Annotated in this window: 15 protein-coding genes; 13 read left to right on the top strand and 2 right to left on the bottom strand. The window is 56.1% G+C overall.

Annotation, left to right across the window (positions count from 1 at the left end; genetic code table 11):
• Positions 1-2: 2 nt before the first annotated feature.
• The 9 genes from livH (at position 3) to ugpQ (ending at position 9,199) form a co-directional block, all read left to right on the top strand.
• Positions 3-929 (top strand): high-affinity branched-chain amino acid ABC transporter permease LivH, encoded by a 927-nt coding sequence (livH, locus tag ACZAHD_RS06340; RefSeq protein ID WP_004868550.1) that lies wholly within the window; start codon positions 3-5, stop codon positions 927-929.
• Positions 926-2,203, top strand: a complete 1,278-nt coding sequence (gene livM / locus ACZAHD_RS06335; protein ID WP_462456018.1) for a branched chain amino acid ABC transporter permease LivM — start codon at positions 926-928, stop codon at positions 2,201-2,203. Before livH ends, livM begins: the two co-directional genes overlap by 4 nt.
• On the top strand, positions 2,200-2,967 hold the full coding sequence (livG, locus tag ACZAHD_RS06330) for a high-affinity branched-chain amino acid ABC transporter ATP-binding protein LivG (RefSeq protein WP_462456017.1): 768 nt from the start codon (positions 2,200-2,202) through the stop codon (positions 2,965-2,967). Before livM ends, livG begins: the two co-directional genes overlap by 4 nt.
• Before the next feature lie 2 nt (positions 2,968-2,969).
• Complete coding sequence (livF, locus tag ACZAHD_RS06325) at positions 2,970-3,683, top strand: high-affinity branched-chain amino acid ABC transporter ATP-binding protein LivF (RefSeq protein ID WP_462456016.1); 714 nt, start codon at positions 2,970-2,972, stop codon at positions 3,681-3,683.
• 286 nt (positions 3,684-3,969) lie between these two features.
• Entirely contained in the window at positions 3,970-5,286 is a 1,317-nt protein-coding gene (gene ugpB, locus ACZAHD_RS06320; RefSeq protein ID WP_462456015.1) for a sn-glycerol-3-phosphate ABC transporter substrate-binding protein UgpB, read from the top strand.
• Positions 5,287-5,392: 106 nt separating this feature from the next.
• A complete protein-coding gene (ugpA, locus tag ACZAHD_RS06315) occupies positions 5,393-6,280 on the top strand; it encodes a sn-glycerol-3-phosphate ABC transporter permease UgpA (RefSeq protein ID WP_462456014.1) in 888 nt (295 codons plus the stop codon).
• Positions 6,277-7,122: a sn-glycerol-3-phosphate ABC transporter permease UgpE gene (ugpE, locus tag ACZAHD_RS06310; RefSeq protein ID WP_462456013.1), complete on the top strand. Its 846-nt coding sequence runs from the start codon at positions 6,277-6,279 to the stop codon at positions 7,120-7,122. The genes ugpA and ugpE overlap by 4 nt, the downstream gene beginning before the upstream one ends.
• Before the next feature lie 269 nt (positions 7,123-7,391).
• Entirely contained in the window at positions 7,392-8,462 is a 1,071-nt protein-coding gene (locus ACZAHD_RS06305) for a sn-glycerol-3-phosphate import ATP-binding protein UgpC (protein WP_462456012.1), read from the top strand.
• Positions 8,459-9,199: a glycerophosphodiester phosphodiesterase gene (gene ugpQ / locus ACZAHD_RS06300; protein ID WP_462456011.1), complete on the top strand. Its 741-nt coding sequence runs from the start codon at positions 8,459-8,461 to the stop codon at positions 9,197-9,199. The genes ACZAHD_RS06305 and ugpQ overlap by 4 nt, the downstream gene beginning before the upstream one ends.
• A gap of 18 nt (positions 9,200-9,217) precedes the next feature.
• Here the strand turns inward: ugpQ and ACZAHD_RS06295 are convergent, their stop codons facing one another.
• On the bottom strand, positions 9,218-9,541 hold the full coding sequence (locus ACZAHD_RS06295) for a DUF2756 family protein (RefSeq protein WP_462456010.1): 324 nt from the start codon (positions 9,539-9,541) through the stop codon (positions 9,218-9,220).
• 118 nt (positions 9,542-9,659) lie between these two features.
• On the opposite strand from ACZAHD_RS06295, the gene ggt reads away from it, so the two are divergent.
• Positions 9,660-11,402: a gamma-glutamyltransferase gene (gene ggt, locus ACZAHD_RS06290; protein ID WP_462456009.1), complete on the top strand. Its 1,743-nt coding sequence runs from the start codon at positions 9,660-9,662 to the stop codon at positions 11,400-11,402.
• Between the two features lie 84 nt (positions 11,403-11,486).
• Here the strand turns inward: ggt and yhhY are convergent, their stop codons facing one another.
• The gene (gene yhhY, locus ACZAHD_RS06285) at positions 11,487-11,975 is read right to left on the bottom strand and encodes an N-acetyltransferase (protein ID WP_462456008.1); all 489 of its coding nucleotides are present in this window, start codon (positions 11,973-11,975) and stop codon (positions 11,487-11,489) included.
• A 340-nt stretch (positions 11,976-12,315) separates the two neighbouring features.
• On the opposite strand from yhhY, the gene ACZAHD_RS06280 reads away from it, so the two are divergent.
• The 3 genes from ACZAHD_RS06280 to ACZAHD_RS06270 form a co-directional block, all read left to right on the top strand.
• Positions 12,316-13,353 (top strand): oxidoreductase, encoded by a 1,038-nt coding sequence (locus ACZAHD_RS06280; RefSeq protein ID WP_462456007.1) that lies wholly within the window; start codon positions 12,316-12,318, stop codon positions 13,351-13,353.
• 121 nt (positions 13,354-13,474) lie between these two features.
• Positions 13,475-14,170, top strand: a complete 696-nt coding sequence (gene yhhW, locus ACZAHD_RS06275; RefSeq protein ID WP_462456006.1) for a quercetin 2,3-dioxygenase — start codon at positions 13,475-13,477, stop codon at positions 14,168-14,170.
• Positions 14,171-14,284: 114 nt separating this feature from the next.
• On the top strand, positions 14,285-14,348 hold a 64-nt coding region (locus ACZAHD_RS06270), incomplete at its 3' end, for a hypothetical protein (RefSeq protein WP_462456043.1).

Genomic DNA, 14,348 nt, shown 5'->3' with positions numbered 1-14,348 from the left:
TTATGTCCGAGCAGTTTCTCTACTTTCTGCAGCAGATGTTTAACGGCGTCACGCTAGGCAGTACCTATGCGCTGATCGCCATCGGTTATACGATGGTTTACGGTATTATCGGCATGATTAACTTCGCCCACGGCGAGGTATACATGATTGGCAGCTACGTCTCTTTCATGATCATTGCCGCCCTCATGATGATGGGGATTGATACCAGCTGGCTGCTGGTGGCCGCCGGGTTTATCGGGGCGATTATTATCGCCAGCGCCTACGGCTGGAGCATTGAACGCGTGGCTTACCGGCCGGTGCGCAGCTCCAAGCGCCTGATTGCGCTGATCTCCGCCATCGGGATGTCCATCTTCCTGCAAAACTATGTCAGCCTGACGGAAGGTTCGCGCGATATCGCGCTGCCGAGTCTGTTTAACGGTCAGTGGATTATCGGCAGCAGCGAAAACTTCGCCGCAACCGTGACCACTATGCAACTGGTGATTTGGGTGGTGACTTTTGTTGCGATGCTGGCACTGACGCTGTTTATCCGTTATTCACGCATGGGCCGCGCCTGTCGCGCCTGTGCAGAAGACCTCAAAATGGCGAGTCTGCTCGGTATCAATACCGATCGGGTGATTGCTTTGACGTTTGTTATCGGCGCGGCAATGGCGGCGGTAGCGGGCGTACTTCTGGGCCAGTTCTACGGCGTCATCAACCCGTACATCGGCTTTATGGCCGGGATGAAAGCCTTTACCGCCGCGGTACTGGGTGGTATCGGCAGTATCCCTGGGGCGATGATCGGCGGTCTGATCCTTGGTATTGCCGAAGCGCTCTCGTCTGCCTACCTCAGCACGGAATATAAAGACGTCGTCTCCTTTGCCCTGTTGATTCTGGTGCTGTTGGTGATGCCTACCGGCATTCTGGGTCGTCCGGAGGTCGAGAAAGTATGAAACCGATGCATATTGCTATGTCGCTGCTGTCAGCGGCGATGTTCTTTATCCTGGCTGGCGTGTTTATGGGTGTGCAACTGGAGCTGGACGGCACCAAACTGGTTGTGGATACCGCAGCCGATATCCGCTGGCAGTGGATATTCATCGGCACCGCGGTGGTCTTCTTCTTCCAACTGATGCGTCCGTTGTTCCAGAAAAGCCTGAAAAACGTCTCTGGGCCGAAGTTTATTATGCCGGCTATCGACGGTTCGACGGTCAAGCAGAAGTTGTTCCTGATTGCGCTGCTGGTGATTGCCGTGGCGTGGCCGTTTATGGTTTCACGCGGCACGGTGGATATCGCCACGCTGACCATGATTTACATCATCCTCGGTCTGGGGCTGAACGTCGTCGTGGGGCTCTCCGGCCTGCTGGTGCTGGGCTATGGCGGCTTCTACGCCATCGGCGCCTACACCTTTGCGCTGCTGAACCACTATTATGGTCTTGGCTTCTGGACCTGTCTGCCGCTGGCCGGGTTGGTGTCCGCAGCCGCGGGCTTCCTTCTGGGGTTCCCGGTGCTGCGTCTGCGCGGCGACTATCTGGCCATCGTCACGCTTGGTTTCGGCGAAATCGTCCGTATTTTGCTGCTGAATAACACTGAAATCACCGGCGGCCCCAACGGTATCAGCCAGATTCCTAAACCGACGCTGTTTGGCCTTGAGTTTAGCCGTAGCGCCCGTGAAGGCGGCTGGGATACGTTCAGTAACTTCTTTGGCCTGAAGTACGATCCGGGCGATAGGGTTATTTTCCTCTACCTGGTAGCGCTGCTGCTGGTCGTGCTATCGCTGTTTGTGATTAACCGCCTGCTGCGTATGCCGCTGGGTCGTGCATGGGAAGCGTTGCGTGAAGACGAAATCGCCTGCCGTTCGCTAGGTCTTAGCCCGACGCGCATCAAGCTGACTGCCTTTACCATCAGTGCCGCGTTTGCTGGTTTTGCCGGTACGCTTTTCGCCGCGCGCCAGGGCTTTGTCAGCCCGGAGTCCTTCACCTTTGCCGAGTCGGCTTTCGTGCTGGCGATTGTGGTTCTGGGCGGGATGGGATCGCAGTTTGCGGTAATTCTCGCCGCGGTGCTGCTGGTGGTATCGCGTGAGCTGATGCGTGATTTCAATGAATACAGCATGCTGATGCTGGGTGGATTGATGGTACTGATGATGATCTGGCGTCCGCAGGGTCTGCTGCCGATGACGCGTCCGCAGCTGAAGCTGAAAAAAGGTCAGGCGAAAGGAGAGCAGGCATGAGTCAGCCATTATTATCCGTCAGCGGCCTGATGATGCGCTTTGGCGGCCTGCTGGCGGTCAACAACGTGTCGCTGGAGCTGCGCCCGCAGGAGATCGTGTCGCTGATTGGCCCTAACGGCGCCGGGAAAACGACGGTCTTCAACTGCCTGACCGGTTTTTACAAGCCGACCGGCGGGACCATAAAACTGCGCGACCAGCATCTGGAAGGGCTGCCGGGTCAGCAGATCGCCCAGATGGGCGTTGTCCGGACGTTCCAGCATGTGCGTCTGTTCCGTGAAATGACGGTGATTGAAAATCTGCTGGTGGCGCAACATAAACAGCTGAAAACCGGTGTCTTCTCCGGGTTGCTGAAAACCCCGTCATTCCGCCGTGCGCAGAGCGAGGCGCTGGATCGCGCCGCGACCTGGCTTGAACGCATCGGTCTGCTGGAACATGCGAACCGTCAGGCGAGCAACCTGGCCTATGGCGACCAGCGGCGTCTGGAGATTGCTCGCTGCATGGTCACCCAGCCGGAAATCCTGATGCTGGATGAACCCGCTGCGGGTCTGAACCCGAAAGAGACCAAAGAGCTGGACGAGCTGATCGCCGAGCTGCGCAGTCATCACAACACCACCATCCTGCTGATCGAGCACGATATGAAGCTGGTGATGGGTATTTCCGATCGTATTTATGTGGTAAATCAGGGCACGCCGTTGGCTAACGGTACGCCGGAAGAGATCCGCAATAACCCGGACGTGATCCGCGCATACCTTGGTGAGGCATAAGTATGGAAAAAGTGATGTTATCTTTTGACAACGTAAGCGCCCACTACGGCAAGATTCAGGCGCTGCATAATGTCAGTCTGCATATCAATCAGGGAGAAATTGTGACCCTGATTGGTGCGAACGGTGCGGGGAAAACCACGTTGCTGGGTACTCTGTGCGGCGATCCGCGGGCTTCCAGCGGGAAAGTCGTCTTCGATGGTAAAGATATCACCGACTGGCAGACCGCAAAAATCATGCGTGAAGCGGTGGCGATTGTTCCGGAAGGGCGGCGGGTCTTTTCGCGGATGACGGTTGAAGAGAATCTGGCGATGGGCGGCTTTTTTGCCGATCGAGACCAGTTCCAGACTCGCATTAAGTGGGTCTACGAACTGTTCCCGCGCCTGCTTGAGCGCCGTATTCAGCGTGCGGGCACCATGTCCGGCGGTGAGCAGCAGATGCTGGCGATTGGTCGGGCGCTGATGAGCCAGCCGCGTCTGCTGTTGCTTGATGAGCCCTCTCTGGGACTGGCGCCGATCATCATCCAGCAGATTTTCGACACCATTGAACAGCTGCGTGAGCAGGGGATGACTATCTTCCTTGTCGAGCAGAACGCCAACCAGGCGCTGAAGCTGGCTGACCGCGGCTATGTGCTGGAAAACGGTCACGTCGTGTTGGAAGACACCGGCGATGCGCTGTTGGCTAACGAGGCGGTGCGTAACGCCTATCTGGGCGGGTAATTCATTATTTCTTCCCGGCGGCATTGTGCCTGGCCGGGTGACAAACTACATTCATCACCCGGGCGAGGCGACTGTGCCGACCCCGGGACCCGTTCCGCTCCTTATACGGGTCTCAGTTCCCTCTTTCCTGTCTCCAATCCTTCATTGTCCTGCCATCTCTCTGACGCGTTTTCATCTTTTTTTTGTAATAAAAAAGTTATTTTTCTGTCATTCGAGCATGTCATGTTACCCCCGCGAACATAAAACGCGTGAAATCGCGCATCTGGGACAACAAGAGAGATAACCGATGATATCGTTACGACATACGGCCTTAGGACTGGCGCTCAGCCTGGCATGTGCCGGTCAGGCGCTGGCAGTGACCAATATTCCGTTCTGGCATTCAATGGAAGGGGAGTTGGGTAAAGAAGTTGATTCTCTGGCGCAACGTTTCAACGCGGCCAATCCGGATTATAAAATTACGCCGGTCTACAAGGGTAACTATGAACAGAGCCTGAGTGCCGGCATTGCGGCATTCCGTACCGGTAATGCGCCGGCGATCCTGCAGGTTTATGAAGTGGGTACCGCGACAATGATGGCTTCCAAAGCCATTAAGCCGGTGTATCAGGTGTTCACCGAGGCGGGTATCAAGTTTGATGAGTCGCAGTTCGTCCCGACCGTTTCCGGCTACTACACCGACGCCAAAAGTGGCCATCTGCTCTCCCAGCCATTTAACAGTTCCACGCCGGTGCTGTACTACAACAAAGATGCCTTCAAAAAAGCCGGTTTAGACCCGGAGCAGCCGCCGAAAACATGGCAGCAGCTGGCAGCCTATACCGATAAGCTGAAAGCCGCCGGGATGAAATGCGGTTACGCCAGCGGCTGGCAGGGCTGGATTCAGATTGAAAACTTCAGCGCCTGGCATGGTCTGCCGGTGGCAACCAAAAACAACGGCTTCGACGGTACCGATGCGGTTCTGGAGTTCAACAAGCCGGAGCAGGTCAAGCATATCGATATGCTGGAAGCGATGAACAAGAAGGGCGACTTCAGCTACTTCGGGCGTAAAGATGAGTCTACGGAGAAGTTCTATAATGGGGACTGCGCGATAACCACCGCCTCTTCCGGCTCGCTGGCCGATATTCGCCAGTACGCGAAGTTCAACTATGGCGTGGGGATGATGCCGTACGATGCTGACGTGAAGGGCGCGCCGCAGAACGCGATTATCGGCGGGGCCAGCCTGTGGGTCATGCAGGGTAAAGATAAAGAGACTTACAACGGGGTAGCGAAGTTCCTGGAATTCCTCGCTAAACCGGAAATCGCCGCAGAATGGCATCAGAAAACCGGCTACCTGCCGATCACCACCGCCGCTTATGACCTGACCCGTCAGCAGGGGTTCTACGAGAAGAATCCAGGCGCGGATATCGCCACTCGTCAGATGTTGAACAAGCCGCCGTTGCCATTCACCAAAGGCCTGCGTCTGGGCAATATGCCGCAGATCCGCACCATTGTGGATGAGGAACTGGAAAGCGTGTGGACCGGGAAGAAGACGCCAAAGCAGGCGCTGGATTCAGCGGTTGAACGGGGTAACCAGCTGCTGCGTCGCTTCGAGCAATCAACTAAATCGTAATCGTTGAAATGCCCGGTGGAGATTCGTTCACCGGGTCGGCGACGTGCCATATGTAGGCCGGGTAAGCGAAGCCGCCATCCGGCGATTTCTGGAAAAGAGTCCATTTATGTCATCATCTCGTCCGGTATTCCGCTCGCGCTGGCTGCCTTATGTGCTGGTTGCGCCGCAGCTGATTATCACGATTATTTTCTTTATCTGGCCCGCGGGCGAAGCGCTATGGTATTCGCTACAACGCGTTGATCCTTTTGGGCTTTCCAGCCAGTTCGTGGGTCTGGACAACTTCGTGACCCTGTTCCACGACCCGTACTATCTGGACTCATTCTGGACCACTATCAAGTTCAGTAGCATGGTGACCTTCAGCGGGCTGATTATTTCTCTGTTTTTCGCTGCGCTGGTGGATTATGTCGTGCGCGGCAGCCGCGTTTATCAAACCCTGATGCTGTTGCCCTATGCCGTTGCGCCAGCGGTGGCGGCGGTATTATGGATTTTCCTCTTTAACCCCGGCCGCGGGCTGATAACCCATTTCCTCGGCGAGATGGGCTATGACTGGAATCATGCGCAGAACAGCGGCCAGGCGATGTTCCTGGTGGTCTTTGCCTCGGTGTGGAAGCAGATCAGCTATAACTTTTTGTTTTTCTTCGCCGCATTGCAGTCGATTCCACGCTCGCTGGTCGAAGCTGCCGCCATTGACGGCGCCGGGCCGATTCGCCGTTTCTTTAAACTGGCGCTGCCGTTGATTGCCCCGGTCAGCTTCTTCCTGCTGGTGGTCAACCTGGTCTACGCCTTCTTCGATACCTTCCCGGTGATCGATGCCGCCACCGCCGGTGGACCAGTACAGGCGACCACAACATTGATTTATAAGATCTATCGCGAAGGTTTCGCCGGGCTCGACCTGTCCGCGTCCGCCGCCCAGTCGGTCGTTCTGATGTTGCTGGTGATTGTGCTGACGGTCGTTCAGTTCCGCTACGTCGAAAGTAAGGTGCGCTACCAATGATCGAGAACCGCCGTGGGCTGACGATTTTCAGCCACATCATGCTGATGGTGGGGATCGCCGTCATCCTGTTCCCGCTATATGTCGCGTTTGTCGCCGCGACGCTGGATAACCAAGCCGTTTTTGAGACGCCAATGACGCTGATTCCCGGCGGACATCTGCTGGAAAATATGGTGACCATCTGGACCCAGGGCGTCGGCGTGAACAGCGCGCCATTCTGGCTGATGATGCTGAACAGCTTCATCATGGCCTTCGGTATCACGGCGGGAAAAATCGTGGTCTCGATGCTCTCCGCATTCGCCATTGTCTGGTTCCGTTTTCCGCTGCGTAACCTGTTCTTCTGGATGATTTTTATTACCCTGATGCTGCCGGTTGAGGTCCGTATCTTTCCCACCGTGGAAGTCATCGCCAATCTGAAGATGCTCGACAGCTATGCCGGACTGACGCTGCCGCTGATGGCCTCGGCGACCGCCACTTTCCTGTTTCGCCAGTTCTTTATGACGCTGCCGGATGAGCTGATTGAAGCGGCGCGTATCGACGGCGCCTCACCGATGCGTTTTTTCCGCGACATCGTGCTGCCGCTGTCGAAAACCAATCTTGCTGCCCTGTTTGTTATCACCTTTATCTACGGCTGGAACCAGTATCTGTGGCCGCTGTTGATTATTCAGGACGTGAATCTTGGCACCGCAGTGGCGGGTATCCAAGGCATGATCGCCACCGGAGAGGGCACCACGCAGTGGAATCAGGTGATGGCCGCGATGCTGCTGACGTTGATTCCTCCGGTTGTTATCGTTTTAGCCATGCAGCGTGCGTTTGTGCGTGGTTTAGTGGACAGTGAGAAGTAGGTTGTATCCCTTGATTATTCGTGGCGTCGACGCTGAGCCGAAACCGCGTAATCAAGGCGGAGGATGATGGACATAGTGGGCCTATGTCCAAATCCGACAACGCAGAGTACGCGGTTTCGGCACGCGTCCCGAAGGGCTGGGGCCATTTTTGCCCGGTACCGCGTTACTCGCGTCTTATTTGGGCCCACCAAACTGCGACGCTTGCGCCTTGCCCCGAGCAAAAATAGCCGCCAGCGACGTTCATGAACAATTAAGGGATACAACCTTTTATGGCAGGTTTAAAACTACAGGCTGTAACCAAAAGCTGGGATGGCAAAACCCAGGTGATTCAACCGCTGACGCTGGACGTTGCGGATGGCGAGTTTATTGTCATGGTCGGGCCGTCCGGCTGTGGAAAATCAACGCTGCTGCGTATGGTGGCCGGGCTTGAACGCGTGACCAGCGGCGATATCTGGATTAACCGCCAGCGCGTGACCGAGATGGAACCGAAGGATCGCGGGATCGCGATGGTGTTTCAGAACTACGCGCTTTACCCGCACATGAGCGTGGAAGAGAACATGGCCTGGGGGCTAAAAATACGCGGTATGGGTAAAGGCCTGATCGCCGGGCGGGTGCAGGAAGCGGCGCGTATTCTGGAGCTGGATGGTCTGCTCAAGCGCCGCCCGCGCGAGCTCTCCGGCGGCCAGCGCCAGCGCGTGGCAATGGGCCGCGCCATCGTGCGCGACCCGGCGGTCTTTCTGTTCGATGAACCGCTGTCGAACCTCGATGCCAAGCTGCGCGTCCAGATGCGTCTTGAACTCCAGCAGTTGCATCGTCGTCTGAACACCACCTCGTTGTACGTCACGCATGACCAGGTGGAGGCGATGACGCTTGCCCAGCGGGTGATGGTGATGAACAAAGGCATTGCCGAACAAATTGGCACCCCCGTCGAGGTGTACGAGAAGCCGGCCAGCCGCTTTGTGGCGAGCTTTATTGGCAGCCCGGCGATGAACCTGCTGGACGGGCGCATCAGCGAAGATGGTCGTCGTTTTGAACTGGAGGGCGGTCTGCTTATACCGATGAATGGCGAGCATCGCCGCCATGCCGGGCGTAAGATGACGTTAGGTATCCGCCCGGAGCATTTTGCATTAAGCTCTCAGGCGGAAGGTGGCGTACCGCTGGTGATGGATACGCTGGAAATTTTAGGTGCCGATAACCTTGCCCACGGTCGCTGGGGTGAGCAGAAACTGGTGGTCAGGCTGCCGCATCAGCAGCGTCCGTCAGCAGGCAGCACGCTGTGGCTGCATCTGCCCGAGGATCATCTGCACCTCTTTGATGGTGAAACAGGACAACGCGTATGAGTCACTGGCCTTATCCTCACATCGTCGCCCATCGCGGCGGCGGGAAACTGGCACCGGAAAACACCCTGGCGGCCATCGACGTCGGCGCCCGTTTTGGGCATACAATGATCGAGTTTGACGCCAAGCTGTCGAAAGACGGACAGATTTTTTTGCTGCACGATGACAACCTTGAGCGCACCAGCAACGGCTGGGGCACCGCCGGGGAGCTGGCCTGGAGCGAATTGCTGAAAGCCGATGCCGGCAGCTGGTATAGCCATGAATTCAAAGGCGAGCCGCTGCCGCTGCTGGCCGAGGTTGCTGAACGCTGTCGTCGGCACGGCATGATGGCGAATATTGAGATTAAACCAACGACCGGCACCGGGCCGCTCACCGGGAAAACGGTGGCGCTGGCGGCCCGTGAGCTGTGGCAGGGCATGACGCCGCCGCTGCTCTCATCGTTCGAAATTGACGCGCTGGAGGCGGCACAGCAGGCGGTGCCCGAGCTGCCGCGCGGGCTGCTGCTGGATGAGTGGCGCGAGGACTGGCGCGAACTGACCACGCGCCTGGGGTGTGTTTCGATTCACCTTAACCATAAACTGCTGGATGAGCCGCGAGTGGCAAGCCTGAAAGCCGCGGGTCTGCATATCCTCGTCTATACCGTCAATAAACCCCAGCGAGCGGCTGAGTTGTTGCGTTGGGGCGTGGACTGTATTTGTACCGATGCCATTGATGTCATCGGTCCTGACTTCCAGCCCTGAATCGCCGGCAGGCGGCCGTTATGGCGTCGTCTGCCGTTGCAACATCCCCCCGTTGGTATTCGGCAACATCTGCTGTGACGAATTCAAATTACCGCTCTGGATGACCCGCTGCTGATTGTTGTTGAGCTGCGTCTGGAGATGCTGCTGCTGGGCGCGCGCCTGGTTCTGCATATCCTGCTTCAGCATGCTTTGCTGTTGCTGCTGTTGGATCTGCATCTGATTTTGCATCCGCTGCTGGCTGGGGATGACGTACCCCGGCTGGTTGGGATTGTTGTTGGTGTTGAGTGGCTGCGCCAGTACGCTCAGCGGCAGCAGCGCCGCCAGAAATAGTCGTGCTTTCATGATTCTCTCCTCCCGTGCGTGGGATCACTTAAGTGTACCTCCTTTTCAGCATAACAATGATTTTTTAGGACTTATCAACCAGGCTTAAGCGGGGGAAAAACACTTCAGGAGTAAGACAATGATAAATACGCGTTCATGGTGTCAGGTGGTCATCGCTGCTTTGCTGGTTGGCGGAAGTTTTACCGTCGCGGCAAATCCCACCCCGCCGCCCGTTTCTTATGGTGTAGAAGAAGATGTCTTTCACCCGGTTCGTGCCCGGCAGGGGATGGTTGCCTCGGTGGATGCGATGGCGACCCGCGTCGGGGTGGATATTTTGCGTCAGGGCGGCAACGCCGTCGATGCTGCGGTGGCCGTGGGCTATGCGCTGGCGGTCACCCATCCACAGGCCGGTAATATTGGCGGCGGCGGTTTTATGATGCTGCGCACCAAAGACGGTAAAACCACAGCGATTGATTTTCGCGAAATGGCGCCTGAGCAGGCCACCCGGGATATGTTCCTTGATGATCAGGGCAACCCGGATAGCAAAAAATCACTCACTTCACATCTGGCTTCTGGTACGCCGGGTACCGTGGCGGGCTTCTCATTAGCGTTGGAAAAATACGGCACTATGCCGCTGAACAAGGTGATCCGTCCGGCGATTAAGCTGGCGGAAGAGGGCTTCACGGTGAACGATGCGTTGGCCGACGATCTGAAGACCTACGGGAGTGAAGTCATCCCCAGCCACCCGAACAGTAAAGCCATCTTCTGGAAAAACGGCGAGCCGTTGAAGAAAGGCGACAAGCTGGTGCAAAAACAGCTGGGCAAAAGCCTTGAACTGATCGCCGAGCACGGCCCGGATGCGTTTTATAAAGGGGCGATTGCCGATCAGATTGCCGACGAAATGCACAAAAACGGCGGGCTGATCACCAAAGCCGATCTTGCCGGCTACAAGGCGGTCGAGCGTACACCGATCAGCGGCGAGTATCGTGGTTATCAGGTGTTTTCGATGCCACCGCCTTCGTCCGGAGGGATCCACATCGTACAGATCCTCAATATTCTCGAAAATTTCGACATGCACAAATATGGCTTCGGCAGCGCAGACGCTATGCAGGTGATGGCGGAAGCCGAAAAACATGCCTATGCCGACCGCTCGGAGTATCTCGGCGATCCGGACTTCGTCAACGTGCCGTGGCAGGCGCTGACCAGCAAAGCCTACGCCAAATCGATTGCTGAACAGATTGATATCAACAAAGCCAGGCCTTCGAGCCAGATTCGCCCGGGCAAACTGGCGCCGTATGAAAGTAACCAGACCACCCATTTCTCGGTGGTGGATAAAGAGGGTAACGCGGTGGCGGTGACTTATACGCTGAATACCACCTTCGGGACCGGCATTGTGGCGGGTAGTTCCGGGATCCTGATGAACAACCAGATGGATGACTTCTCGGCGAAACCGGGCGTGCCGAATGTCTACGGACTGGTGGGCGGCGATGCCAACGCCGTTGGGCCGAAAAAGCGTCCGCTGTCGTCGATGTCGCCGACTATCGTGGTGAAAGAGGGAAAAACCTGGCTGGTGACCGGCAGCCCGGGCGGTAGCCGTATCATTACCACCGTACTGCAGATGGTGGTCAACACTATCGATTTCGGTATGAACGTGGCGGAAGCCACCAATGCGCCGCGCTTCCACCATCAGTGGCTGCCGGATGAACTGCGGGTTGAGAAGGGGTTTAGCCCGGATACGCTGAAGTTGCTGGAGCAGAAAGGGCAGAAAGTGGCGCTGAAAGAGGCGATGGGCAGTACCCAGAGCATTATGCTGGGCCCGGACGGGACGCTGTATGGCGCGTCCGATCCGCGCTCGCCGGGTGATTTGACGGCGGGATACTGATTTATTGCCGGGCGGCACGGCATTTGCCCGGCCTGTAAGTCCTCAAGCCCGGTGAGCTTTATGCTACCGGGCAATGCTTAGCGCTTACTTGAGGCGAGCCATAAAATGTGCATCCACATACTCGCCGTTACGCAGGGCGAATCTCTTACCAGTCCCTTCCACAATAAAGCCAAATTTGCGGTAAAGCGCTATCGCGGAGGGGTTATCTGTAAACACGGTTAACTCAATGCGATCGACGCGTAGCCAGTTATCACACAGATTAACCATCTCGCGCATCAGCGCGCTGCCGACGCCACGACCGCGCGCCTGCGCCGCAACGCTCACACCGAAGGTCGCCACGTGGCTGCGACGAGGGCTGGGCTCGACGCTTAGCCTGAGGTGGCCCACCACCTGTTCGTCGATAGTGGCGACCAGATGACGGCTACCGGGTTTCGGTAGCAGGCGTTCCTGCCACATTTCCATCGAGGGATGAGGTAGCTGTAGCGTGTCGTGATAGACCTCCGGGTGGGCCGTCAACTGGCGCAAAGGTTCTGCATCACGCGGTTCAGCGTGGCGTATCACGATGTCACTCATTTCTCTTCTCCTGTGCCGCCGAATTGCGGCTTTGATCCCCTTTATTGGCTTTTTAAACATCCCTGAGTTTAAAAAATGCGTCAACACCTGATTTTTGCAAAAAGAGGTAGACAAGTGCGAATGAGAATGATTATTATTGTCCTGCATTCAGGGAGACCCTTGCGGAAAGCCTGAAAGCACGACATTGCTCACATTGCTTCCAGTATTACTTTAGCCAGCCACGTGCTGGCTTTTTTTTGCTTTTTTGCCGGTCATTTCCACCATCTTGAATGGGTTAAGAGTTAAGTTCGTGCCGGATGCGCTATGGTTAGCCGCAGAAACCTCAACAAAGGACGGCGTTATGACTCTGCACTGCGCATTTATTGGATTTGGCAAAAGCACGACCCGCTACCACCTTCCTTATGTTCTGCACCGCAAAGACCGTTGGCACGTCGCGCATATCTATCGTCGCAGCGCGAAGCCGCAGGAGCAGGCACCGCAGTACTCGCACATCCGCTTCACCCACGATCTGGATGAAGTCCTCAATGACCCACAGGTGAAACTGGTCATTGTCTGTACCCATGCGGATAGCCATTTCGAGTATGCAAAGCGGGCGCTGGAGGCCGGTAAACATGTGCTGGTAGAAAAACCGTTTACCTCGACGCTAGCAGAGGCGAAGGCGCTCTTTGCGCTGGCGAAACGCCGGGGGTTGACGGTGACGCCATACCAGAACCGCCGCTTTGATTCCTGTTTACTGACGATGAAAAAGGTGCTTGAGAGCGGCAAACTGGGCGAGATCGTGGAGGTTGAGAGCCATTTTGACCTCTATCGCCCGGTCGCAGAAACGCAGCCCGGAGTGCCGCAGGATGGCGCATTCTACGGTCTTGGCGTGCATACGCTGGATCAGCTCATCTCGCTGTTTGGCCGCCCGGACCGCGTGGCCTATGACATCCGCAGCCTGCGTAACAAAGCCAATCCGGACGATACGTTTGAAGCCCAGTTGTTCTACGGTGACCTGAAGGCCATTGTCAAAACCAGCCACCTGGTGAAGCTGGCGTACCCGAAGTTTATCGTCCACGGCCATAAAGGCTCCTTTATCAAATATGGTATCGATCAGCAGGAGACCAGCCTGAAAGCCAATATTATGCCGGGTGAGCCAGGATTCGGCGCGGACGATACGTTTGGCCTGCTGGAGTACGTCAATGAGGCGGGTGAAACTGTGCGGGAAGAGATCCCGGTTGAAACCGGCGACTATGGGCGGGTCTATGATGCGCTGTATGAAACCCTCGTTAACGGTCAGCCAAATTACGTCAAGGAATCTGACGTTCTCACGAATATGGAGATCCTCATGCGCGGGTTTGAACAGCCCTCTCCGGCCACGATAAGCCTCGATAAATAAGCTTCCCTGGCTCCTCTGTGGTTGTTCATATTTTTTGAACAGAGGAGTCAATTTTCACCCTCTATGATCGTGAAAGGATTGAGTCCACACTTACTCCATCGAAAACATACGGGGGTGCAACATGATCTACTTACGCAAAGCTAACGAACGCGGTCACGCTAACCACGGCTGGCTGGATTCCTGGCATACATTCTCTTTCGCTAACTATTATGACCCGAACTTTATGGGCTTCTCGGCGCTGCGGGTTATCAATGATGACGTGATTGATGCAGGTCAGGGCTTCGGTACTCATCCGCATAAAGATATGGAAATCCTGACCTACGTGTTGGAAGGGGCGGTTGAGCACCAGGACAGCATGGGTAACAAAGAGCAGGTTCCGGCGGGCGAGTTCCAGATCATGAGCGCAGGTACCGGGATTCGTCACTCCGAATACAACCCAAGCGACACGGAAAAACTGCATCTGTACCAGATCTGGATTATGCCAGAAGAAAACGGCATCACTCCGCGCTACGAACAGCGTCGCTTTGATGCTCTGCAGGGCAAACAGCTGGTGCTGTCGCCGGATGCCCGTGACGGTTCACTGAAAGTGCACCAGGATATGGAACTGTACCGCTGGGCGCTGCTGAAAGATGAACAGTCGGTGCATCAGATTGCCGCGGAACGCCGCGTGTGGATCCAGGTGGTGAAAGGCGAAGTCTCGATTAACGGTACCAAAGCGACCACCAGCGATGGCCTGGCGATTTGGGACGAGCAGGCGATTTCCGTACACGCCGACAGCGATAGCGAGATCCTGTTGTTCGACCTGCCGCCGGTCTGATTCAATTCTGCTGATGTTTAAATAAATTGCGCAACCTTCCCGGATGTTAGGGAAGGTTGCGCTTTGTCCGTGATAAACTGAGAAAATGTTTCCCCGTTGATCACAGTCAGGACGATGAAAAAGAAAAGACCCGTACTTCAGGATGTAGCCGATCTTGTCGGCGTGACCAAAATGACGG

Origin of the sequence: Raoultella sp. (assembly GCF_039594335.1) — a bacterium.
GTDB lineage: Bacteria > Pseudomonadota > Gammaproteobacteria > Enterobacterales > Enterobacteriaceae > Klebsiella.
This window is presented reverse-complemented; position numbering and strand designations above follow the sequence as displayed.